Annotated in this window: 25 protein-coding genes; 16 read left to right on the top strand and 9 right to left on the bottom strand. The window is 71.7% G+C overall.

Features of this window, described 5'->3' with window-relative positions; all coding sequences use genetic code 11:
• The first annotated feature begins 233 nt into the window (after window positions 1–233).
• Window positions 234–857 carry a histidine phosphatase family protein gene (locus tag AC068D_RS11060; protein WP_478822684.1) on the top strand — a complete coding sequence of 208 codons (624 nt, stop codon included), beginning with the start codon at window positions 234–236 and terminating at the stop codon, window positions 855–857.
• 212 nt (window positions 858–1069) lie between these two features.
• On the opposite strand, the gene AC068D_RS11055 is transcribed toward AC068D_RS11060, so the two are convergent.
• Window positions 1070–1912, bottom strand: coding sequence for an NAD(P)H-binding protein (locus tag AC068D_RS11055; protein ID WP_478822683.1), 843 nt, complete (start codon window positions 1910–1912; stop codon window positions 1070–1072).
• 112 nt (window positions 1913–2024) lie between these two features.
• Between AC068D_RS11055 and AC068D_RS11050 the strand changes: the two genes are divergently transcribed.
• The 5 genes from AC068D_RS11050 (at window position 2025) to AC068D_RS11030 (ending at window position 7033) form a co-directional block, all read left to right on the top strand.
• Complete coding sequence (locus AC068D_RS11050) at window positions 2025–3038, top strand: helix-turn-helix transcriptional regulator (RefSeq protein WP_478822682.1); 1014 nt, start codon at window positions 2025–2027, stop codon at window positions 3036–3038.
• 389 nt (window positions 3039–3427) lie between these two features.
• Window positions 3428–3781, top strand: coding sequence for a YciI family protein (locus AC068D_RS11045; RefSeq protein ID WP_478822681.1), 354 nt, complete (start codon window positions 3428–3430; stop codon window positions 3779–3781).
• The gene (locus tag AC068D_RS11040) at window positions 3778–5163 is read left to right on the top strand and encodes an RNA polymerase sigma factor (protein WP_478822680.1); all 1386 of its coding nucleotides are present in this window, start codon (window positions 3778–3780) and stop codon (window positions 5161–5163) included. The genes AC068D_RS11045 and AC068D_RS11040 overlap by 4 nt, the downstream gene beginning before the upstream one ends.
• A 126-nt stretch (window positions 5164–5289) precedes the next feature.
• Complete coding sequence (locus AC068D_RS11035) at window positions 5290–5928, top strand: dihydrofolate reductase family protein (RefSeq protein WP_478822679.1); 639 nt, start codon at window positions 5290–5292, stop codon at window positions 5926–5928.
• A gap of 133 nt (window positions 5929–6061) precedes the next feature.
• Window positions 6062–7033 carry a zinc-binding dehydrogenase gene (locus AC068D_RS11030; RefSeq protein ID WP_478822678.1) on the top strand — a complete coding sequence of 324 codons (972 nt, stop codon included), beginning with the start codon at window positions 6062–6064 and terminating at the stop codon, window positions 7031–7033.
• A gap of 151 nt (window positions 7034–7184) precedes the next feature.
• Here the strand turns inward: AC068D_RS11030 and AC068D_RS11025 are convergent, their stop codons facing one another.
• The 3 genes from AC068D_RS11025 to AC068D_RS11015 all read right to left on the bottom strand — a co-directional run bounded on the left by AC068D_RS11025 (window position 7185) and on the right by AC068D_RS11015 (window position 10465).
• Complete coding sequence (locus AC068D_RS11025) at window positions 7185–8438, bottom strand: GNAT family N-acetyltransferase (RefSeq protein ID WP_478822677.1); 1254 nt, start codon at window positions 8436–8438, stop codon at window positions 7185–7187.
• A 384-nt stretch (window positions 8439–8822) separates the two neighbouring features.
• Window positions 8823–9785, bottom strand: coding sequence for an asparaginase (locus AC068D_RS11020; protein WP_478822676.1), 963 nt, complete (start codon window positions 9783–9785; stop codon window positions 8823–8825).
• Between the two features lie 44 nt (window positions 9786–9829).
• The gene (locus AC068D_RS11015; RefSeq protein ID WP_478822675.1) at window positions 9830–10465 is read right to left on the bottom strand and encodes an RsiG family protein; all 636 of its coding nucleotides are present in this window, start codon (window positions 10463–10465) and stop codon (window positions 9830–9832) included.
• Window positions 10466–10628: 163 nt separating this feature from the next.
• Here AC068D_RS11015 and dtd point away from each other — a divergent pair, with 163 nt between their 5' ends.
• Window positions 10629–11054 (top strand): D-aminoacyl-tRNA deacylase, encoded by a 426-nt coding sequence (gene dtd, locus AC068D_RS11010; RefSeq protein WP_478822674.1) that lies wholly within the window; start codon window positions 10629–10631, stop codon window positions 11052–11054.
• A 125-nt stretch (window positions 11055–11179) separates the two neighbouring features.
• On the opposite strand, the gene ygfZ is transcribed toward dtd, so the two are convergent.
• The 3 genes from ygfZ to AC068D_RS10995 form a co-directional block, all read right to left on the bottom strand.
• Window positions 11180–12160, bottom strand: a complete 981-nt coding sequence (gene ygfZ / locus AC068D_RS11005) for a CAF17-like 4Fe-4S cluster assembly/insertion protein YgfZ (RefSeq protein WP_478822673.1) — start codon at window positions 12158–12160, stop codon at window positions 11180–11182.
• 10 nt (window positions 12161–12170) lie between these two features.
• A complete protein-coding gene (locus AC068D_RS11000) occupies window positions 12171–12608 on the bottom strand; it encodes a Fur family transcriptional regulator (protein ID WP_478822672.1) in 438 nt (145 codons plus the stop codon).
• Window positions 12609–12748: 140 nt separating this feature from the next.
• On the bottom strand, window positions 12749–13321 hold the full coding sequence (locus tag AC068D_RS10995) for a heme-binding beta-barrel domain-containing protein (RefSeq protein ID WP_478822671.1): 573 nt from the start codon (window positions 13319–13321) through the stop codon (window positions 12749–12751).
• A 463-nt stretch (window positions 13322–13784) separates the two neighbouring features.
• On the opposite strand from AC068D_RS10995, the gene AC068D_RS10990 reads away from it, so the two are divergent.
• Entirely contained in the window at window positions 13785–14147 is a 363-nt protein-coding gene (locus tag AC068D_RS10990; RefSeq protein WP_478822670.1) for a DsrE family protein, read from the top strand.
• 238 nt (window positions 14148–14385) lie between these two features.
• Here the strand turns inward: AC068D_RS10990 and AC068D_RS10985 are convergent, their stop codons facing one another.
• Window positions 14386–15408, bottom strand: coding sequence for a LacI family DNA-binding transcriptional regulator (locus AC068D_RS10985; RefSeq protein WP_478822669.1), 1023 nt, complete (start codon window positions 15406–15408; stop codon window positions 14386–14388).
• 23 nt (window positions 15409–15431) lie between these two features.
• Window positions 15432–16211, bottom strand: coding sequence for a winged helix-turn-helix transcriptional regulator (locus AC068D_RS10980; protein ID WP_478822668.1), 780 nt, complete (start codon window positions 16209–16211; stop codon window positions 15432–15434).
• A gap of 287 nt (window positions 16212–16498) precedes the next feature.
• Between AC068D_RS10980 and AC068D_RS10975 the strand changes: the two genes are divergently transcribed.
• From AC068D_RS10975 to AC068D_RS10940, 8 genes are all read left to right on the top strand, one after another.
• Complete coding sequence (locus AC068D_RS10975) at window positions 16499–17347, top strand: alpha/beta hydrolase (RefSeq protein WP_478822667.1); 849 nt, start codon at window positions 16499–16501, stop codon at window positions 17345–17347.
• A gap of 43 nt (window positions 17348–17390) precedes the next feature.
• Entirely contained in the window at window positions 17391–17645 is a 255-nt protein-coding gene (locus AC068D_RS10970; protein ID WP_478822666.1) for a MoaD/ThiS family protein, read from the top strand.
• A 10-nt stretch (window positions 17646–17655) separates the two neighbouring features.
• Entirely contained in the window at window positions 17656–18762 is a 1107-nt protein-coding gene (locus AC068D_RS10965; RefSeq protein ID WP_478822665.1) for a hypothetical protein, read from the top strand.
• A 582-nt stretch (window positions 18763–19344) separates the two neighbouring features.
• Window positions 19345–20091 (top strand): LmeA family phospholipid-binding protein, encoded by a 747-nt coding sequence (locus AC068D_RS10960; protein ID WP_478822664.1) that lies wholly within the window; start codon window positions 19345–19347, stop codon window positions 20089–20091.
• A gap of 363 nt (window positions 20092–20454) precedes the next feature.
• The gene (locus AC068D_RS10955) at window positions 20455–20535 is read left to right on the top strand and encodes a putative leader peptide (RefSeq protein WP_350310325.1); all 81 of its coding nucleotides are present in this window, start codon (window positions 20455–20457) and stop codon (window positions 20533–20535) included.
• Window positions 20536–20689: 154 nt separating this feature from the next.
• Window positions 20690–21535, top strand: a complete 846-nt coding sequence (locus AC068D_RS10950; RefSeq protein ID WP_478822663.1) for a sulfurtransferase — start codon at window positions 20690–20692, stop codon at window positions 21533–21535.
• 42 nt (window positions 21536–21577) lie between these two features.
• A complete protein-coding gene (locus tag AC068D_RS10945; protein ID WP_266770873.1) occupies window positions 21578–21865 on the top strand; it encodes a DUF1416 domain-containing protein in 288 nt (95 codons plus the stop codon).
• 101 nt (window positions 21866–21966) lie between these two features.
• Window positions 21967–22242, top strand: a complete 276-nt coding sequence (locus tag AC068D_RS10940) for a DUF3099 domain-containing protein (protein ID WP_478822662.1) — start codon at window positions 21967–21969, stop codon at window positions 22240–22242.
• Window positions 22243–22328: the final 86 nt, after the last annotated feature.

Genomic DNA, 22328 nt, shown 5'->3' with positions numbered 1-22328 from the left:
TGGACTTCCGCGATGCTCACCCTAGAGGGGTCATCACGATGGGCGGTCTCGCGATGAGGCCCTCCGAGCAGGGTGCAGCGCAGCGCCCCGCGAAGTGGTCCCTGACCGCCTCCTCCGGCTGCACCGCGCCGCACGCCGCACGCCGCTCAGCCGTGCCCGGCGGGAACCGCCCCCGCGCGTGCCCGCGTCCGTCCGGACAGCCACAAGATCACGGACGTCGACGGAGGACACCCATGGCCGGAACAGCAACTCGCTACCTCTATCTCGCCCGGCACGGTGAGGCCACACCGGACGAGAGCGAGCTGACCGAGAACGGCCGGCGTCAGGCCGTGCTGCTCGGCGAACGGCTTCGGCGCAACCCTCTGACGGCCGTCCACCACGGTCCGCTGCCGAGGGCGGAGCAGACCGCCCGTCTGATCTGCGACCAGCTCGACGGCGTACCCCTGAAGTCCTCCGAGTCCGCAGGGGACTACATCCCCCATGTGCCCCAGCGGGAGGAACTGCCCTCGGACGCGGCGGACGGCATGCTCGCCCACCTGGCCCAGTTCCCGGCCGAGGAACGCGAGCAGGGCCCGGAGCTGGCGCGCGCGGCTCTCGCCGAGTTCACCGGCACCGTCGAGGGCGACGAACCCCGCCATGAACTGGTCGTCACCCACAACTTCCTGATCGGCTGGCTCGTGCGGGCCGCCCTGGACGCTCCCCGGTGGCGCTGGATGGGCCTGACCCATTCCCACACGGCCCTGACGGTCATCCGCTACGCGCCCGGCCGGCCAGCCTCCCTGCTCTTCCACAACGACATGGGGCACCTCCCCGCAGAACTCCGCTGGACGGGCCTCCCGTCCGAGTTCCCCACGTAGAGGATCGGCTTGGGCAGCAGTCGAAGCAGAGGTTCGGGCAGCGGTCGAGGAAGCGGGTCGGGCATCGGCCGAGGAAGCGGCTCGGGCAGCGGTCGAGGAAGCGGTTCGGGCAGCGGCCCCTCCGGCAGGTCGACCTCCACCCTGGGTGAGGCCGCAGCGCCCACCCTGGGTGAGGCCGCAGCACCCGCGGCGGGCCCTTCACCCTGGCACCGTCACCTGAAGACCGCGGCGTTGCGCTCCGCCCACTCGGCGAAGGTGCGGGGCTGACGGCCGAGGACCTGTTCGACGTGGGGGCTCACCCGCTGCTCCTCGGCCGACGGCTCGCCCAGGATGGAAAGAGTGCCGTCCACCACGTGGCCGGGCATGAACCGGAGCATGGCCGCACGGGCCTCGGCACGGCTCATCCCGACGAAGCGCACCTCGGTGCCCACGGCATCGCCGATCGCCCGGGCCTGCTCCCGCGGGGACACCGGTACAGGACCCGTGAGTTCGTACGTACGACCCGCATGCCGGCTGTCGCGGAGAGCAGCCGCGGCGACCTCCGCGATGTCGGAGGGGTCGATGACGGGCAGGGCGACCTCACCGAAGGGCGCGGAGACGGTCCGCTGCGAGCGGACCGTCTCCGCCCACATGCAGGCGTTGGAGGCGAAGCCGGACGGCCGCAGCACGGTCCACTCCAGGCCCGACTGCCGCACGGCGCCCTCGAACGCCCTGAGGTGGGCGTGGGACGCGGACTCCGGACGGGTCCCGGTGATCTGGGACGACTGCAGGACGATCCGCCGGATGCCGGACGCCACTGCGACGTCGACGACGCCGTGCGGATCGATCTCGGCTCCGCCGCCGGCGACGAGGACGTAGAGCGCTTCGGCCCCCTCGAGCACGGGCCCCAGGCCCTCGGGTGCGGCCAGGTCCGCCTGCTGATGGCGTACGCCCGCGGGCGGCACGGTGTCTGCCTCGGGACGCCGGGAGACCGCCGTCACCTTCTCGCCCGCGGCGGCGAGCGCCTCCACGAGCGGGCGGCCCACGTTCCCGGTGGCGCCTGTTACCACGATCATGATCAACTCCGATTCCGATGTGCACCCGCGGGTCGCGGGGGCTGGTCCACAGAGCCATCCTGGTGACCAAACAGGCCATCTCCTGGCCAGTTTCCGGGACACAATGGCCCGTATGAGAGCCGACCGTCTGGTGGCGACCCTGCTGTTCCTCCAGTCGCGCGGACGCGTGACCGTGGCGGAGGTCGCCGCCGAGCTCGAGGTGTCCGAGCGCACGGCCCGCCGTGACCTGGAGGCGCTGGCAACCTCCGGAATCCCCGTCTACTCACAGCGGGGACGCGGCGGCGGCTGGTCGCTCGTCGGCGGCGCCAGGACCGATCTCACGGGTCTGACCGCCGACGAGATCCGCGCACTGTTCCTGGTCGCGGGTCCTTCGTCGACCACACCCGAGCTGCGGACCGCGCTGCGCAAGCTGGTACGCGCTCTGCCGTCCACGCTCCGCGCGGGGGCCGAGGCCGCGGCACGGGCCGGTGTCATGGACGACAAGGACTGGTCACGCTCCCCCGTCTCGGGAGTGGCACCCCCTCTCGACATGCTCCGGCGTGCGGTCGTGGACGGGACGCAGATCCTGCTCGGGTACGCAGCACCCGGCAGGCCCGCAGGCGAGCGGACCGCGCATCCGCTGGGCATCGCCGACAAGGCCGGAGTCCTGTATCTCGTCGCGGACACCGACCGTGGGCTGCGAACGTTCCGGCTCAGCCGCATCACATCCGTGCAGCCGACCGGTGAGCCCGTCGTACGCCCGGACGGTTTCGACCTGGCCACGGCCTGGCGCTCCCTCGTCGGGCGCATGGAGGACCGCATGCTCGCCACGACCGTCCGGGCACGGGCCGAAGCGGGCGCCGGGGCGGTACTGGAAGGGCTGTTCGGCGGGCGGCTGCGGATCGCCGGACCACCAGGGGCCGACGGCCGGCTGGAGGTGGAGATCGACGGGCCGTCGCCGGAGATCGTGGCGGCGCAGCTGGCTGGGCTGGGGTCGCGCGTCGAGGTGCTGGGGCCGCCGGCGGCGCGGGAGCGGCTGGCTCGGCTGGCCGCCGAGCTCGCGGCCACCTACGGGCCACCGACCGCGGCGCCCGCAACGCCGACGTCGGCATCGGCGGAGGGAGAGTCCCGTGGTGGTCCCGTGTGACGGGCGGGCACGGATGGCTCCGGCCGGCGGGTCGCAAGGCCGGGGGCCGGGGGTTCCGACGGCGGCGGCCGCAGGTTCGGGCGCCGGGGTTTCCGGACGGGGCTTTCCGGCAGCGGCCCCGGACGCGGGCTCCCGGCGCTGGCTGCGGACAGCGGTTTCCGGCGCTGGCTCCCAATGCGGGCTCCCGGCGCTGGCCCGGACGCGGGCTCCCGGCGCTGGCCCGGACGCGGGTTTTCGGGCGGCGAGGTGTCGATCCGGGGCGGCACCGTTCGTATGGAGGGTGAGGCCGGAACGACGACGGCCCCGACCGCTGCCCCCACCGCGACGACGACGGCGGGGCCGCGGCCCCGCTCACACCCCCGGTGTCAGTACGCCGAAGGAGGAACACCATGAAGCAGTACCTGCTCAGCATCTATCAGCCCGACGGTCCGATCCCCCCGCCCGAGTTCCTGGAACCGATCATGCGGGATGTGGAGGCGGTCAGCGCCGAGATGAAGGCGGCCGGTGCCTGGGTCTTCTCCGGGGGCCTGCACCCCCCGAGCACCGCCACGGTTCTGCACCTCGAGGACGACGCGGTGCTGATGACCGACGGCCCTTACGTCGAGGGCAAGGAGCACATCGGCGGGTTCACGGTCGTCCAGGCGCCCGATCTCGACGCGGCACTCGAATGGGGCCGCAAGCTCGCCCGGGCGATCACTCTCCCGATCGAGGTGAGGCCGCTCCAGCACGGAAGCTGTGCATGACGAGCGCATCGGCGGTGGAGCGCGTGTTCCGGCAGGAGTACGGGCGCGCGGTCGCCGTGCTGGTCCGCGTCTTCGGCGACATCGACATCGCCGAGGAGGCGGTCCAGGACGCGTTCACCACGGCGGCCGAGCGTTGGCCCTCGTCCGGGGTGCCGCCCAGCCCGGCGGGATGGATCATCACCACCGCCCGCAACCGGGCCGTCGACCGACTTCGCAGAGAGGCATCGCGCGCAGACCGGCATGCCCAGGCGGCCCTGCTGTACGCCCGCGACGCGCCGCCCGGGGAGGAGGGACCGGTGCACGACGACCGGCTGCGCCTGATCTTCACCTGCTGCCACCCCGCGCTCGCCCCGGCTTCCCGGGTGGCCCTGACGCTCCGGCTGCTCGGTGGCCTGAGCACGGCGGAGATCGCCCGTGCCTTCCTGGTGGCCGAGCCGACCATGGCCCAGCGACTGGTCCGGGCGAAGGGCAAGATCCGTGACGCGGGGATTCCGTACCGCGTACCCACCGATGCCGACCTGCCGGACCGGGTCCGGGCCGTGCTGGCCGTCGTCTATCTCATCTTCAACGAGGGGTACGCGGCCGCCTCGGGCGAAGAGCTCGTCCGCGAGGACCTCTGTGCGGAGGCCATCCGCCTGGGAAGGCTCCTGGCCGAACTCATGCCGGACGAGCCCGAGGTGATGGGCCTGCTGGCGCTGATGCTGCTCGCCCGGTCGCGCCGGGACGCCCGCACCACCCCGGACGGCGGCCTCGTGGTCCTGGCCGACCAGGACCGCGGTCGCTGGGACCGGGGCCTGATCGAGGAGGGCCAGGCCCTCGTCCGGCAGTGCCTGCGGCGGAACCGGCCGGGCCCGTACCAGATCCAGGCGGCGATCCACGCCGTCCACAGCGACGCACCGGTCGCGGCCGGGACCGACTGGCACCAGATCCTGCGGCTCTACGACCAGCTGTACGCGATCGCCCCGAACCCGGTCGTCGCGCTCAACCGCGCCGTCGCAGTCGCCGAGGTCGAGGGCCCAGGACCGGCCCTGGCTCTCGTGGACGCGCTCGGCTCCGGCTCCGGCCCTGGCCCTGGCTCCGGCTCCGGCCCTGGCCCTGGCTCCGGCTCCGGCTCCGGCTCCGGCTCCGGCCTCGACGGCTACCACGTCTTCCATGCCGTACGGGCGGATCTGCTGCGCCGCCTGGGACGTGACACCGAGGCAGCACAGGCCTACGAGGCCGCGATCGCGCGTACGGGCAACGCTGCCGAGCGTGGCTTCCTTCAGGACAGGCGCGAGGCTCTCGGCCACGACGAACGCAGTGACGAGCGAGGCGACGGCGGACACGATGACCGACAGGGAGACCGGCGCGACGACCGAGGGGGAGACCCGCCCAACGGCTGAGACGGCCCGGGATCGCCCGAGGGCGGCAGTTCTCCTGTCGCGCGTGTCGAAAACGTCGAGTCCCGTTCGACGCCCTGAGTGAGAGCACGGAGCACTCCGGAGCACGGCTGCCAGGAGGCAGGAAACATGGCGAAGACAACGGCGACCGGCGCACAAGTGACCGCGGACCTGATGATGTCGCTCGACGGCTTCATCGCCGGCCCGAACAGCGGCGTCGACAACCCCGGCGGCGACGGTGGCGCGCCCTTGCACGACTGGATGGCGGGCCTGGCCAGCTGGCGGGAGCGCCAGGGCCTGAGCGGTGGGGAGCACAACCGCGACTCGGAGATCGTCGGCGAGTGGTTCGACGCGACGGGTGCGGTGGTCATGGGCCGGACGATGTTCGACACCGGCGAGAAGCCCTGGGGTGACAACCCGCCCTTCCGGGCCCCGGTGTTCATCCTTACCCACCGCCCCCGCCGACCCGAGGCGAAGGACGGCGGCACCAGCTACACGTTCGTCACCGACGGCATCCACAGCGCCCTGGAACAGGCCAAGGAGGCCGCAGGTACCCGCAACGTCGACATCGCGGGCGGGGCCGACGCCGTGCAGCAGTTCCTCAGGGCGGGCCTGCTGGACGAGATCCAGATCCATGTGCTCCCCCTCCTGTTCGGGGAGGGCCTGCGATTGTTCGACCACCTGGGCGTCCTGCACCAGCGCCTCGAACCGGTCCGTGTGGTGCACACGGACAACGCCACGCACATGAAGTACCGGGTCGTCACATAGACCCGGGGGACTGCCTCGAGCCTCCTTCGTGCACCCACTCGATCAGGCTTGACCTCAACCACAGTTGAGGTTCAAGACTTCCGTGTACGGGCTCCGGAACGACCGGAGTCCCGACCGGAGAGGTGTGGACGGAATGCGTGTGGCACAGGTGACCGAATTCGGCGGACCGGAGGTACTGGTGACGGCTCGGGCACCGGAGCCGGAGGCCGGTCCCGGTGAGGTGCTGGTGGAGACCGCCGCGATCGACACGATCTTCGTGGAGACGCAGCTCCGGGCCGGCTGGGGAACGGACTTCTTCCCGCTGCACCCGCCGTACGTGCCCGGGGGCGGTGTCGCCGGCACGGTGCGGGCTGTCGGCGCGGGCGTCGACGAGACATGGCTGGGACGCCGGGTGGCCGCGTCCATCGGCTTCACCGGCGGATATGCGGAGCGGGCCGTCGCGGCCGTGGAGTCGCTGGCCCCGGTGCCGGACGGAGTCGCCTTCACGGACGCGGCGGCACTGATCCACGACGGCGTCACCGCGCATGCCCTGATCGACCTGACCGGGATCAAGCCGGGTGAACGCGTACTGATCACGGGCGCATCGGGCGGCATGGGCACCCTGCTGGTCCAGCTGGTCGGTGCGGCGGGCGCGCATGTCGTCGCCGTCGCCAGGGGCGACCGGAAGACCTCTCTCGTACGGGACCTGGGTGCCGACGCCGTCGTGGACGCGGCCGTACCCGGCTGGACGGAGCGGGCCCGCGAGGCACTCGGCGGCGCAGGCGCCGATGTCGTGCTGGACGGGGTCGGCGGCGAGCCGGGGCTCGCCGCATTCGGGCTCACCGCCGACGGTGGCCGCTTCTCGGGCCACGGCGCTCCCACCGGCGGCTTCGCCCCGGTGGACCCGGACGATGCACACCGCCGCGGGGTGCGCCTGCTCGGCATCACGGACGTCCAGCTCTCCCCCGCCACTCACACCGAACTGGCCGGCCGGGCCCTCGCCGCCGCGGCCTCGGGCATCCTCCGCCCGGTCATCGGAGCGACCTTCCCCCTGTCACGGGCATCGGACGCACACGCGGCGATCGAGTCGCGAGCGCTGGTGGGGAAGGTGGTCCTGACGGTCTGACGCCTGCCGTGCGGCACTCCCGCCGTCCGTACCCGCCGGGCCGCGGCCGGGATCGGCCGCCGCCACTCCGCGCCGGGCTGCCACGGCAACGGGGACGGCGCCCTGTGATCCGAATACGCAGGTGCGCAAGAGCTTCGGACGGTAACTCGGCTCAGAACATGTCAGGGCACCACGCCCGGCGTCGCGCGCGGAGCACCGTGTCCGCCCGCGTCGCCGCGCCCGGACGGTTCTCGTCGATGCGGCCCAGCGCCACCAGGCGCAGGACCGACTCGTCCCCGAGATAGAGCGTCCCCAACTCGCAGGCCCCCAGCGACAGATCGGCCGCCTCCGTCGTCGGTACGCACCACGCCCCTTCCGGTGTGGCGTCCAGCCGGAAGCGGCCGGCGGCCAGTCCCGAATCGTCGTGCACGTCGAGCACCAGCGATCCGGCTGCCTCGTACGCACGTGACTGGAGTGCCCGTACGACGTCCAGCATCCGCACCCACGGAAAGTCCGACTGCGAGACGACCCGGGCCGCGCGGGAGTCCGGGAGGAACTGCGGGAGCAGGTCGTCAGGGGCGCGGCCGCCCGAGCGGACCTTGGTGATCCAGTCGATCGAGCAGACGAACTGCCACAGGGCCCGTTCCGCGGCCGGAGTGACCGCGATCAGGCTCTCGGCCCTCGCCGTGTTCGCGGGCTGCCCTGCGTCGCTCCAGTGGGCGTCCACCCTGTAGGTGATGAGGCCCTCGACCTCACCCGCAGCCGAGCGGTACACCGCGTAGTACGGCTCCGTCCACGGCCGCGAGGCCATCCGCACCACACCGGTGTTCAGACTCCACCAGCGCTCGTCCCGGTCGACGGCGCCGTGCTGCCGGGCCCGGAACCGCTCGTACAGCTCCGGTCCCAGTTTGCGGACGTCCTCGGCGCCGGCCATGTCCACCCGGCCCCCGTCGGCCGGGCCCGGCCATCGCGGATCCAGGCCACTGCGCGGGACGTCGATCTCCCACTCGGTGAGCCAGGCGGCCGGGCCGAAGCCGTACCGCCCGTAGATACGGTGCTCGGCCGCGACCAGCGTCGCGACGGTGTCACCGCGTTCCTTCGCCTCCGCCAGATCATCAGTGATCATCCGGGTGAGGATGCCGCGACGGCGATGGGTCGGCGCGACCGTGACCTGGGTGACGGCGTCCGCGCCGACGAAGGCACCGCCGACAGCCGTGAGCTGCTGCGGGAAGGAGTAGTACGTTCCCACGCACCGGCCCGCGTCGAAGGCACCCCTCACCCGTGCGAGATCCATGTGGGCGAGCCGGTCGGCGGCCTCGGTCTCCGTCACGACGGGAGACATCAGAAAGCCCGTGGCCATGGCCCGCAGCCAGTCACGGCCCTCGGCCTCGGTGACGGTGCGCACCTCGATGCCCGCAAGGCTCATACAGTCCACGCTAGTGCCGTGACCCGAAAGGTTCACCGGCGAGCGTCGCCCGGCACCGCTTTGCGGTCTCGGCAAGGGGACGGTGCGGGGCCCGGCGGGGGGCCGCGCAGGATTCCGGCGCGGGCCCTCGTAGAAGTGGCCGGTGCTGTGATCGGGAGGCCATGCGGGCGGCGTACCCCGAGCGGATCGACAGTCCCGGCTGCCTGAGCGGACCGAACTCCCGGATGCCCGTGCGGACCGACGTCCGGGATCCGCATCCGACGTCCCGGATGCCCGTGCGGACCGACGCCCCGGATCCGCAAGGCGGCGCCTCCGATGCCCGTGCGGACCGACGCCCCGGATCCGCCGGGCGGACCGACGTCCCGGCCCCGCGTGCGATCCGCGTCAGAACGCCGCGCGGATCTCCCCCACCGGTCGTCCACCACCCAGCAGCGGCACCTCCGCGATCCGCGCCAGCACCGGGTCGTCCACACCGAGCCTCTCCAGGCAGCGGGCCAGCACCGGGCCCAGTGCCCGTCCCGCGCCGTCGTCGACCTTGAAGGCGCAGGCCCGCCCGTCGGGAAGGGCCACCGCCTGGACCGCCTCGGCGCCCATCTTCGACAGCGCGCCGGGCACGGCCCGCATCAGCCAGGTGTCGGGTCGGCGCGTTCCGGCGACGTACTCGGGGTGCGAGGTCATCGCGTCCGCGACCCGTCGCTCTGCCGACCCCTCCGGGGCCAGCACGAACGAGCGATAGGCCCGCGCCAGGCCGGTCAGACTGATCGCCATCAGCGGCGCACCGCAGCCGTCCGTACCGACGGCGGCGACCGGCTCACCAGCCGTCTCCTCCACGACGGTGCGCACGAGCCGCTGCAGGGGATGGGACGGGTCGAGATACGAGTCCAGGGGCCAGCCGTTCCACGTGCAGGCCGCCAGCATCGCCGCGTGCTTGCCCGAGCAGTTCATGGTGACCCTGTCCCGCACCAGCCCGGCCGCGAGATACGCCTCCGCCTCGGCCGGGTCCAGCGGCAGATCGGGCGGGGTCTGCAGATCCCCGGGGGTGAGTCCGTTCTCGGCGAGCATCTTGCGGGCGAGTTCCAGGTGGAACGCCTCGCCTGAGTGGCTGGCGCTGGCCAGCGCCAGTCGCTCCCCTGCGATGTCGAGGCCCGCCCGCAGCACGGCGGCGGCCTGCATCGGCTTGCTCGACGAACGCGGGAAGACCGGCGCCGTCGGATCGCCCAGCGCGAACTCCACGCTGCCGTCCGCCGCCAGTACCACCAGCGATCCCCGGTGCCGGCCCTCGACGAAGCCGGAACGCACGACTTCGGCGAGGACCGGATGTATCGCGGATGCGGTGGTGGTGCTCATCGGCGGTGTGCCTTCCGGACAGAGGACCCGCCCGGACGATGTCCTCAGGTGAGCAGGTCGTCTACTTGTGCTTCACCTTCACGGTACCTGCGGGCGATTTCCGCGCTGCAGTCGTCCGCGGTCCGCTGCAGCTCAGCACGCTGCCGCGACACCTCCTGCTCGTATCTCGCCAGACGCCCCATGGCCGCGTGGAGCTCCTCGTCCGTACGCGCGTCGAGGTCGGACAGTTCCACCTCGGCCAGCATCTCCGTGGCCAGGCGTCCGGACTCCTCGCCCCGGGGCGTGGACAGCGTCACATGACGGGCCGAGCTGCCCCGCCGCGACGGCGGGTCCGCGAGGATCTCCGAGAGCCGGTGGACGACGGCGTCCGGATCGGCCGGGCCGCCCTGGTCCGTCCGGGCCGGCGCTCCCGTACGGCGGGAGAGCTCTGCCCGCAGAATGTCGATACGACCGTGCAGCAGCCGCCGTACATAGCTGAGATCCGCCTCGTCCCGCTGGGAGTCACGGCGCAGCGCGCGCAGTTCCGGCAGTCTCAGCGCGCCGAGGTCGTGCTTGCGCGGCTCGGGCAGAGTGCCCGCGGGGCCCGCGGTGCGTTGTACGGGCGGACGCACCGCGCCCGTACCGCTGCGGATGGTCGTCGGAACGGGACCGGATGACTGCCCGGCGCCAGAAGTGCTCATTGCTTGATCCCCTCGACCGGTGCATGGGGTCTCCCCGGGCTTGGAGGGCCGAGGGGAAGCACCGACTCCGTGCATCGTGCCATTCCGGGCGGTTCGTACGCAGGTGCTCTGCACCCGTTCAGCCCCGGATACGCACGGACTGGTCCCGGATAGGTTGGTCCGTATGCGAGCAGTGGTACAGCGGGTCGACGGCGCGAGCGTCGTGGTGGCCGGCGAGACGGTGGGCGAAATCGTCGGAGAAGGGCTGTGTGTACTGGTGGGGGTCACCCACGGGGACACACCGGAGAAGGCCGCACAGCTGGCCCGCAAACTCTGGTCGGTGCGGATCCTGGACGGCGAGAAGTCCTGCTCGGACGTCAATGCGCCGTTGCTGGTGATTTCGCAGTTCACCCTCTACGGGGATGCCCGCAAGGGGCGCCGCCCCACCTGGAACGCCGCTGCGCCCGGCGAGATCGCGGAGCCGCTCGTCGACGAGGTCGTGGCGCAGCTGCGGGCGCTGGGGGCGCGTGTGGAGACGGGCCGGTTCGGAGCGAGCATGCGGGTGTCGCTCACGAATCACGGCCCGTTCACCGTACTGATCGAGGTCTGAGGCGGTCACGGACCCACCGCCGCGTCGTGGGTCCGACCGTGCACCGGCGCGGGTTCGCCCGTGCACCGGACGCACCGGGCCGCCGGGGGAGGCCCTTCCGGCGCCGCCGCCCCGACTCGCTCACGTCAGGGCTCGACGACCGTCTCCTGGGCCGCGGCCGTGTTCCCCGCCAGCAGCTCCGCGTCCACGGGCACGTTCCGCTTCACCAGCGCCAGGGCGATCGGTCCCAGCTCGTGGTGCCGGGCCGATGTCGTGACGAACCCCAGCTGCCGTCCGTCCTCCCCGTCCGCGGCCAGCCGGACCGGTGTGCCGTGGCCGGGCAGATGCACCTCGCTGCCGTCCAGGTGCAGAAAGACCAGCCGCCGCGGGGGCTTCCCGAGGTTGTGGACGCGGGCCACGGTCTCCTGTCCCCGGTAGCAGCCCTTCTGCAGATGCACCGCGCTGCCGATCAGCCCGACCTCGTGCGGGATCGTCCGGTGGTCGGTCTCGAAGCCGAGGCGTGGGCGGTGCGCCTCGACGCGCAGCGCCTCGTAGGCGAGCATCCCGACCGCGGGGCCGTTGGCCGCCGCGTACGTCTCCAGGTCCCCGCGCGGCAGGAACAGGTCGCGGCCCTGCGGGGTCTCCCTTACGACCACCCCGTCCGGCACCTCGGCGATCGAACCGGCCGGCAGATGCACGACGGCGAACTCGTCCGTCCGGTCGGCGACCTCCACCTGGTAGAAGAACTTCATCGACTCCAGGTACGCGATGAGCGCGTCCTGCGTCCCGGGTTCGACATGGGCCCACACTGTCTCGCCGTCGTCCACGAGAGAGAGCGCGTGCTCGATGTGGCCGTGCGCGGACAGGATCAGCGCCTCGGTCGCCTGTCCGGCCGGGAGGTCGCTGACATGCTGGGTGAGCAGCAGATGCAGCCAGCTCAGCCGGTCGCTGCCGGACACGGTGACGACTCCGCGGTGCGAGAGGTCGACGAGACCGCCGCCGTCGGCGAGCGTGCGCTGCTCGCGGAACAGATCGCCGTAGTGTGCGGCGACACCTTCGTCGCGCCCCTCGGAGGGCACGGCGCCGGGCAGGGACAGCAGAGGGCTGGTCGTTGAATGTCGCTGCATACGCACAAGCCTACGACTGGTCAGCAGCCGCCTTCACCGTGCAGTCGCTGCACCGCCCGAAGATCGCGAAGTGCTTCATGTCCGTTTCGAAACCGAAGGTCTCGCGGAGCTTCGCGGTGAAGTCGGCGGCGACTTCGACGTCCGCCTCGATGACGTTCGTGCAGTCCCGGCAGACCAGATGCAGATGGTGGTGCCGGTCGGCCAGGTGGTACGTCGGCGCGCCGTGGCCCAGATGGGCGTGCGAGACCAGACCCAGCTCCTCGAGCAGCTCCAGGGTCCGGTAGACCGTGGAGATGTTGATTCCGGAGGCAGTTTTGCGCACCTCGACGAGGATGTCGTCGGGTGTCGCGTGCTCCAGGGTGTCGACGGCTTCGAGGACAAGCTGGCGCTGAGGGGTCAGCCGGTAGCCGCGCTGCCGCAGATCGCTCTTCCAGTCGGTGCTCACCACGCGTCCAGTGTAGGCGCGCGCGGTGAGCCCGCCCCGGTCTGCCGGGGAGTCCTTGGCCGGTCCTGGCCCGTCCCGGCCGGTCCTGGCAGGCCCCGGGCACGACGGTCTGCTCGAAGGCCCGATGGTCTGCTTGAAACGGCCTACTTGAAGAAGGCGATGCCGTCGTCCGGGAGGTCGCCGAGGTCCTTCGCCCACTGCTCGACCTGTTCGGGGGTGACGACCTTCTTGAGGTGCGCCGACATGTACGGCCGCAGCGGCACCTCGGGGGTGGCCTTCTCGCCGACCCACATCAGGTCGCCCTTGACGTAGCCGTAGAGCCGCTTGCCCCCGGTGTACGGGCCGGAGGCCGCGGTGCGCGCGACGGCGTCCGTCACCAGGTCGATCTGCGGCTTCTGGTCGGCGAGGGAGCCGTACCAGATCTCCACGACACCCTGGTCGCGGGCCATGACGACCTCGACCTTGCGGTCCTTGTCGATCCGCCAGTAGCCGGTCTCGGACTCGAGCGGCCTGACCTTCTTGCCCTCGGGGTCCAGCACCCAGGTGTGCGAGACGTACTCGATGAAGTCCCGGCCGTCGTGGCTGAACGTCACCGACTGGCCGAAGTTGCACTTCTCGGCGCCGGGGAAGTCGGAGACGCCGGCACCTTCCCAGGTGCCGAGGAGGAACGCGAGGGGGACGAGGTCCGGGTTCAGGTCGGACGGGATCTCGATCATCAGTCGCTCAGTCGATCTGTAGTGGGGATTAGCGCTGGCCCTGGTACAGCTTCTTCACGGCCAGGCCGGTGAACGCGAGCACGCCGACGCAGACCAGGATCAGCAGGATCTCGAAGAAAAGAATCACGGGTGCTCCTTGAATGAGCAGTGAACGCAGTACGGGCCAGACCCCAGCTTAGTGGGCTGGGGTCCGGCCCTCTCTGCGAGGTCGGTCTCCCTCGGCCCAGCAGCGGGTTCTGCAGAACGACCGTCCGGTGGAACGGGACTGCAGCCGCCCCGCCGTTCCGCGAAGGGACGATCAACGCCACGGGTCGCCCGCGACGACACAGGCGTGGCGGGTCTCCCCGGCGTCCTGCCCCGAGGGCTCCCGACGAATGCGCGCCGACGAATCCGTCGTCCGCGCTCCGCACGAGCGACCCACGCCCGGAGCCGGGCCGTACCACCGCGCATTACAGTTCGGCGTATGGCGAAGAAGCTCGTGATCAAGGTGACCGCCGGGGCCGATGCCCCCGAACGCTGCTCGCAGGCCTTCACGGTCGCGGCCGTCGCCGCGGCCAGCGGAGTGGAGATCTCACTGTGGCTGACCGGCGAGTCCTCGTGGTTCGCGCTGCCGGGCCGTGCCGCGGAGTTCGAGCTTCCGCACGCCGCCCCACTGCCGGATCTGATCGAGTCGATCCGGGCGGCAGGACAGATCACGCTCTGCACCCAGTGCGCGGCGCGGCGCGAGATCACGGAGAAGGACGTGATCGAGGGCGTACGGATCGCCGGCGCGCAGGTCTTCGTCAGCGAGGCGACGGCCGACGGGGTCCAGGCACTCGTCTACTGACGTGCGGGCACGTCCACCGGCGCCAAGGACCGTTCGGCACAACCACCGAGGCAGCACGGGCGAGGCAGCACGGGTGAGGCAGCACGGGCCTGGGTGCCGGCGCCTCCACTGACGCTGCGTCATGTGCGCCCCCGCGCAGGGGCACCGCGGCGCCGACCGTTCGGGCCGGTGTCGCCGGCGGCTGCCGACGTGGGCGGCGCGGTGAAGCCCGTTGCCCCGGACGGGGGCGGGGCCCCGGTCAGGCGCAGCCGCAGGAGCGGCGGACGATCAGCGCCGAAGGGAACTGCTTCACCCGCTCCCGGCGCGAACCGATGACCCGCAGGCCGTCGTCCAGGACCAGATCCACCGCCGCGCGCGCCATCGCAGGGCGGTCGGAGGCGATCGTCGTCAGGGGAGGATCGGTCAGGGCCGCCTCCTTGACGTCGTCGAAGCCGGCCACGGCCAGCTCGCCCGGCACGTCTATACGCAGTTCGCGCGCGGCCCTCAGGACACCGATCGCCTGGTCGTCAGTGGCGCAGAAGATCGCCGGCGGTCTGTCGGGGCCGGACAGGAGCTTCAGGGCGACGAGGTAGGCGTCGTACCGGTTGTACGGGGCCTGGAACAGCCGGCCCTCGGTCGTCCGCCCGGCCTCCAGCATGGCTCGCCGCCAGCCCTCGACGTGATCGGCCACCGGGTCGCCGACCGCCGGGGTGTTCTCGATGCCGCCGAGACAGGCGACGTACTCGTGTCCATGCTCCAGCAGATGCCTGGTCGCGAGCTGCGCCCCGCCGATGTCGTCGGTCACGACCGCCACGTCGTCGATCGCCTCCGGCCGCTCGTGCAGCAGCACGACCCGGGCGTCCCAGGCCTCGATCTCCGCCGCCGCCCGCTCGCTGGGACCCTGGCTGACCAGGATCAGCCCGGCGACACGCATCCCCAGGAAGGCTCGCAGATAGTGGACCTCGCGCTCGTCCCGGTAGTCGGAGTTGCCGACGAGGACCATCTTTCCGCGGTCCGCCGCCGCCCGTTCCACCGCATGCGCCATCTCCGCGAAGAACGGCTGCCGCGCATCGGGGACGATCATGCCTATGAGGTCCGTGCGCCGCGAGGCCATCGCCTGCGCAACCCGGTCGGGCCGGTAGCCCAGCTCCTTGATCGCGGCGAGTACCCGCTCGCGCGTGGCCGGGGCGACCGGCCTGGGTCCGTTGTTGATGACATAGCTGACGACGGCGGTGGATGTACCCGCCAGTCGTGCCACATCGTCCCGCGTCACCTTGGCCACGCGCGAAGTCTACGCGTGGTGACCTACCTCTGGGCAGGGCGTACGGCCGCTTCCTCCTGCTCGGCCGGGTCCTCCTCGCGGCCGGCCGAAGCGGCGGCCTTCGCCTTGGCCTCCTCCGCCGCCCGCTCCACCTTCTCCGGCGCAACGAAGCGGTAGCCCACGTTCCGTACGGTTCCGATCAGCGACTCGTGCTCGGGACCCAGCTTCGCCCGCAGCCGCCGCACATGGACGTCGACCGTCCGGGTGCCGCCGAAGTAGTCGTAGCCCCACACCTCCTGCAGGAGCTGCGCCCGCGTGAACACCCGGCCCGGGTGCTGCGCCAGATACTTCAGCAGTTCGAACTCCTTGAAGGTCAGGTCCAGGACCCGGCCCTTCAGTTTCGCGCTGTACGTCGCCTCGTCGACCGACAGATCACCGTTGCGGATCTCCATCGGGGAGTCGTCCGCGGTGATCTGCTGGCGGCCCATGGCCAGCCGGAGCCGGGCCTCCACCTCCGCCGGTCCCGCGGTGTCGAGAAGCACGTCGTCGATGCCCCAGTCCGCCGTGACGGCCGCGAGGCCGCCCTCCGTCACCACGAGGAGCAGCGGACAGCCGGGCCCGGTGGAGCGCAGCAGCTGGCAGAGGCTGCGCACCTGCGGCAGGTCGCGTCGGCCGTCGACCAGGATCACATCGGCTCCGGGCGTGTCGACGAGGGCCGGGCCCTCGGCGGGCGCGACCCGGACGTTGTGGAGCAGCAGGCCGAGAGCGGGAAGCACCTCCGTCGACGGCTGAAGGGCGTTCGTGAGGAGCAGCAGCGAGCTCATCGCGTCCCACCTGCCCGGTTCGCCGTTCCTGCCTGCGTCGTGTTCCTGCGGTCGTGCACGGTTCGCTCGCCCATGACGTCGGTTCCTCCTCGTCCCTGCGAGAGGGGGGCACCTCCCACGCCCGGAGGGCGGTGGGGGCGTTTGCGGCACTGCTTCTTGCCCGGCCACGGCCCCCGCACCCTGGGGCCCTCGACCGTTTCGTTCACCTGTCTGTAACAACGGGCTGGAAACACAAAAGGACCCGGGGGCTGCGTCGCCCGGATCCTCTGCCCAGCAGAATAGCCCACATGAGTGCTGCGTCAGAGGGTCGGTTTCACCATGTGGATGTTTCCTCGATCACGCACGGACCCCGGCGCGCAACCCTGAGGACTTCCGACGGCGTCCGGATCGAAGCGCTCCACGAGCCCTGCACGGCCGGTGCCACCGCTACCGCGATTGTCGTCGCACATGGCTTCACCGGCGCGGTGGACCGGCCGGCGGTGCGTCGTGCGGCGGGGGTGTTCGCCCGCCACGCGGCGGTCGTCACCTTCTCGTTCCGGGGCCACGGCCGCTCCGGCGGTCACTCCACGGTAGGCGACCGTGAGGTGCTGGATCTGGCTGCGGCGGTCGCGTGGGCGCGGTCCCTGGGATACCGGAAGGTCGTGACGGCCGGCTTCTCGATGGGCGGATCCGTGGTGCTTCGGCATGCGGCGCTGTACGGCACGGCGTCGGGGGAGCTCGCGGAAGCGCACCAGAGGCGCACGGATGCACAGGCTGCCCACACGGACGCCGTCGTTGCGGTGAGTGCCCCCGCCCGTTGGTACTACCGGGGTACGGCCCCCATGCGCCGGCTGCACTGGGTGATCGCTCGGCCCCTGGGGCGGATGGTCGGACGGTACGGCCTGCGGACCCGCATCCACCACGAGGACTGGAACCCGGTGCCGCTCTCCCCCGTGGAGTCCGTGCCCCTGATCGCGCCAGCTCCGCTGCTGATCGTCCACGGTGATCGTGACCCGTACTTCCCGCTGGACCATCCACGGATGCTGGCGGCGGCCGGTCCCTGCGAGCTCTGGCTGGAGCCGGGCATGGGCCACGCGGAGAACGCGGCGGACGACGAGCTGCTGGGGCGCCTGGCGGAATGGCTCGTCCGTGCATAGCCCATCATGGGATGACCGACGAGCCGACGAGAGGAGTGGCGCCATGGCAGCGGGGACCATCCGCTACTGGGCAGCGGCCAAGGCGGCCGCAGGCGTGGCCGAGGAGCCCTACGCCGCGGAGAACCTGGCAGAGGCGCTGGACGCCGCCCGCGAGAGACACCCGGGCGAGCTCGTCCGCGTGCTCCAGCGGTGTTCCTTCCTCGTCGACGGTGATCCCGTCGGTACCCGCGGACATGAGAGCGTACGGCTTGCCGAGGGCGGCACGGTCGAGGTGCTCCCGCCGTTCGCAGGAGGGTGAACCGCACAGCATGAGCAGCGAGCAGCAGTACCCGTACGACCCTTACGGACAGAGCCACCAGCCCGACCCCGACGTCGCTCAGACGTGGGAGGGCCAGACCTGGGACACCCAGTACCAGCCACAGGTCCAGCAGGGCCGGCCGGCGCCGCAGGCCCAGTACCCGGGGCACGCCGCCGAGACGACGTATCTGCCGCAGCAGGGTGGGCCGCACGGCCCGGGGTCCGCCCCGCTGCCGCCCGAGACACCGGCCCAGGCGCCGGCCGCAGGCGCCGCGCCGGCCGGGGCCCCCGCGTACGGGGCACCTGCTGCCGGGGAGCCCGCCTACAGCGCGCCCGTCACCTTGGGCAACAACCGGATCACCGACGCCCGGCGAGCCCGCGCCGAGGGACGTTCGCCGATCATTCCGCCCGGCATCCAGCCCGCGGGACTGACGGCCGTGACCGGTCTGCTGCTCGCCGCCGCCGGCATCGCCCAGTCGTCGTACGTCCTTCTCCTTCCGCTGATCCTGCTGCAGGCCGTGACCGCTGCGGGCTGGTTCCGGCTGAACGGCATGTGGCCCGCCCGGCAGGGCATCGCCCTCGCCTTCGCGGGCGGCGTCGTCGCGGACACCGTGCTGGTCACCGCGGGCCGTGAGCACGCGCCCGGCGCGATCATCGGCACCCTCGGTGTCTGGGTCCTGCTCACGCTCGTGCTGCAACTGCGCAGCCACGCCTCCGCGGACGAGCGGATGCAGGGCCTCATGGCCACGGTCGCCTCGGCCGCACTGACGATCGTCGCGACGGGATATCTCGCTGCCGAACCGGACGCCGTGGCCGTGGGCGGCCTCGCGGTCGCCGCGGCCACCATCGCCCGGGCGCTTCCGCTGCCTGGTGCCGCGTCGGTCGTGGCAGCACTCCTCGCGGCGGCGGGCGCCGGTGCGGCGGCAGGCGGTGTGGTCGGGACAGGGCCGCTCGGTGGGGCGCTGCTCGGGACGGGCGCCGGTGTGTGCGCCCTCGTGGGGCTTCGCGTGGCGAGCTACGACTACCCCTCGCGCTTCGTCCACATGACCGCCGGTGTCGCTCTGCCGCTCACTGCCGCGGCGCCCATCGTGTACCTGCTGGGCCGCGCTCTGACCTGACCGGCCACGACGCGCCGTGACCGGTCCAGCGCGAACACCGCCGTGCGAACACCGCCGTGCGAACACCACCGTGCTGACACCGCTGTGCTGACACCGCTGTGCGCCGCTCGCCGGTCCACGCGACGTCCACGGCGCCGGTGACCCGTCGGGACACCGCCGCGTCGGCAGAACCCGGCTCATCCCGGCAGGCAGCGGCACGTCGCCTCCGCGGTCGGCCTCACCACCGGGCACCTGGGGCGGTCGTGCGGCTCCGGCGCTCCCCATTGACGCGTCCGTGACCAGGGGCGGTGCGGTCGGTGACGTCGGCGCCCGCCCTCCCGAGCCACGGAGTCGCTCCCGGCCGCCCGGGTCGACCGGGTCGTCCGAGGCGTCGAGGCATCGAGGCATCCGAGCCCGCCCGAGACGTCGGGAGTCCTCGCTGCCGGTCACCGGAGTCGTCCTGGGCCACCCGCGGCCCATGCATCCCACGCGTCCCAGGCGTCCCGATCGGCTCGGGAACCATTCCGGTGTGCCCACACGTCGATCATTCGGGCCAGTTCGATCCCGGGCCGGCCCGGGGACAGGGTGGGGGAACATCGAGTCATGCGCGCACTGCGAATACTGCTGATCACCGCTGTGATCCTGGGCGGACTCTTCGCCATCGCGGACCGGCTCGCGGTCAATTTCGCCGAGGGCGAGGTCGCGGCCAAGGTCCGCAGCAGCCAGGGGCTGAGCACCGAGCCCGATGTCTCCATCAACGGTTTCCCCTTCCTGACCCAGATCGTGAGCTCCGAGCTGGACCAGGTGGAGATCCGCATGGGCGGGGTGAAGGCCAGTGCGGGCGGCCACGCGGTGGAGGTGACCGAAGTCGCGGCCGAGCTGAGCGGTGTGCGCATGAACGGCTTCAGCTCCGCCGTCGCCGACCGCGCCACGGGTTCGGCCCGGATCTCGTACGCGGACCTCGGCAAGTCCGCACCCGAGGGCGCGACCGTCTCCTACGCCGGAGCGGAGCGGGCGGCCAAGGGCCAGGTCAAGGTCACAGGACCGGCCCTCGAACTGCTGGAGGGCGCGGGCTTCGACGTTCCCTCCTTCGCCGAGGGGATGCTGCAGGGCCGCTCGCTCACGACGTACAGCACGGTCTCGATAACCGGAGGCGACACGGTCCGACTGCGCGCCGAGAACCTTCCGCGGCTTCCGGTACCGGGTATGGACCGGACACTGCGCGATGCCGTGGACTACGACCTGAAGATCGACGGGCTTCCGAAGACCATCAAGCTCGACAAGGTCGCCGCGGACGACAAGGGACTGCGGTTCTCGGGCGTGGGCACCGATGTGACCCTGGCCGGCTGAGCACCAGACGGCGGAACCCGTAACGGGGACGGGGGCGCCTGATGGCGCGCCGATCGGCCCGTGAGTGCCTGGTGGCGCCGCCGACGGATGAGGGGCACCCCCGCCCCACGTCACCCCGGTCACGGCGGCCCCGACCGGCGGCGGACGGGCGGTCGGTGCCCGAGGGGCGGGCCGTTCCGGGAGGCCGGTGATCGGATCGTGAGACGGTGACGTCCGATCCGTAGATGGCGGACGGACACAACGGACGGAGGTCCCCGTCGGCACCCCATGGATCCAGCCACCCGTACCACCATGCGGACGATCGCGTCTCATCATGCGACACGCCGGTGACATCGTCACCGACTCGTCCCTACGATCGGACCCATGAAGCGACAGGCGGACCTCACGAAGCGGCGGGCAGTAGACCTGTGCCGCGTCGCCGCCATGCTCTGTCGCACCTTCTGAGCGGAAGCGTCGCCTTCCGCATCTTCCGGCCCTGCGAGCACGTTTTCCGGCCAGGGCCAACCGTGTGCCGTACACCGCTCCGGCGTACCCGCACCCACCCTTGCGCACCATCCCCGCGCGCCACCCGCCGCACACTGCCCCGGAGGAGAACAGCATGAGCCGCAGCGACGTCCTCGTAGACGCCGACTGGGTCGAGGCCCACCTGGACGACCCGAAGGTCGTCATCGTCGAGGTCGACGAGGACACCTCGGCGTACGACAAGAACCACATCAGGAACGCCGTCCGCATCGACTGGCAGAAGGACCTCCAGGACCCGGTCCGCCGTGACTTCGTCGACCAGGCCGGCTTCGAGAAGCTGCTGTCGGAGAAGGGCATCGCCAACGACGACACCGTCGTCCTCTACGGCGGAAACAACAACTGGTTCGCGTCCTACGCCTACTGGTACTTCAAGCTCTACGGTCACCAGGACGTGAAGCTCCTCGACGGCGGCCGCAAGAAGTGGGAGCTCGACTCCCGCGACCTGGTCGACGGCGCCGACGTTCCGCAGCGCGCTGCCGCCGACTACCGGGCCAAGGCCCAGAACACCTCGATCCGCGCCTTCCGCGACGACGTCGTGGCCGCCATCGGAGCCCAGAACCTGGTCGACGTCCGGTCGCCCGACGAGTTCAGCGGCAAGCTGCTCGCCCCGGCCCACCTTCCGCAGGAGCAGTCGCAGCGTCCCGGCCACGTGCCGAGCGCCCGCAACATCCCGTGGTCCAAGAACGCCAACGACGACGGCACCTTCAAGTCGGACGACGACCTCAAGGCGCTCTACGCCGACGAGCAGGTGGATCTGGCGAAGGACACCATCGCCTACTGCCGCATCGGTGAGCGTTCCGCGCTGACGTGGTTCGTCCTGCACGAGCTGCTCGGCGTGGAGAACGTCAAGAACTACGACGGCTCCTGGACCGAGTACGGCTCCCTCGTCGGCGTGCCGATCGAGCTCGGCGCGAACAAGTAAGCCCGGGACCTCCGGACCCCCTCGACCGTAAGGACAGAAAGCATGTGTGGAGCGAAGGCCGGCGGCCCCGACGCCTCGACGATCAAGCCCGGTGAGACCACCATCCAGGGCCAGGTGACCCGCGACGGCGAGCCCGTCACCGGTTACGTGCGGCTGCTGGACTCGACCGGCGAGTTCACCGCCGAGGTCCCGACCTCGGCCACCGGACAGTTCCGCTTCTACGCGGCGGAGGGGACCTGGACTGTCCGGGCCCTCGTGCCGGGCGCGACGGCGGACCGCACGGTCGTGGCCCAGACCGGCGGCCTGGCCGAGGTGGCCATCGCCGTCTGACGTCACACGCACGTCAGCAGCACAGGACGGGCCGAGGGCCGCACCCCAGGGGTTGGACGCCACTGGAACGGGGTGCGGCCCTTCGGTCGTACGCTGGAGTCATGTACGCGCGACGTCGTCACGCCTACTTCCTGATGATGGGCGGATGCCTGGTCCTCTTCGTCTCCGCCTGGGCCTTCGTGCGGCTCTGGTCGGTACCGGTGGCCGTCGGAATGTGCGTCGTGGCGATGGTCATTCCGCCGCTGGCCGCAGTGGTGGCGAACCGGCGGGGGCCCGAGGACCGGTGGTGGGACGACCCGTCCGGGGACCCCAAGTCCGACGAGTGGTGGGACGAGCTCGACGGAAAGCGGAAGCCCGGATCCGGCCCGCGCCGTTGAGGACAGGACCTGGCAGGGCGGCACCTCGCTGCGGACACGTACGCCCCGTCCGGCGGGCCTGCCGCAGCTCGGGCATCGGGATCCGG

The sequence above is a fragment of the Streptomyces sp. NPDC043861 genome, from assembly GCF_056435905.1.
Note: the sequence above shows the minus strand (reverse complement) of the source record. Positions and strands in the feature narration are given on the sequence as shown.